Origin of the sequence: Streptomyces tricolor (genome assembly GCF_002155905.1) — a bacterium.
GTDB classification, from domain to species: Bacteria; Actinomycetota; Actinomycetes; order Streptomycetales; family Streptomycetaceae; genus Streptomyces; species Streptomyces tricolor.
The window spans coordinates 230-544 of the sequence record NZ_MUMF01001002.1; the positions used below are offsets into that span (position 1 = coordinate 230).

Genomic DNA, 315 nt, shown 5'->3' on the forward strand with positions numbered 1-315 from the left:
GCTCCGCCGCCCCTCAGACGTACGACCCCGAGCGCGCCGAGCAGGAGGCCCTCTCGCAGCGCCGCGGGCGCCCCAGGCGCTCCGCGGTGCCCCAGCCGGATCCGCAGCGCCAGCTGGACGCCGTGGACGTCGCGGCGGCTGCCGCAGCCGCCCTCGACGGTGCCGTGCTGCACGGCATGCCGCCGTCCCCGCTCGTCGCCGACCTCACCCAGGGGGTCGGCACGGGCGAGCGCGAGGACACCACGCCGGTGCCCGCGCCCGCGCCTGTCCCGGAGCCCGATCCGGCCCCCGCTCCGGCGCCGGTCCCGGCCGCCC

1 pseudogene (running past one end of the window) is annotated in these 315 nt (G+C 81.3%); it reads left to right on the forward strand.

The annotated features are described in order from the left end of the window. A pseudogene (locus tag CCN44_RS42305) lies at positions 1 to 315 on the forward strand (cell division protein FtsK) (its annotated part extends 229 nt beyond the left edge of the window); the annotation flags it as partial.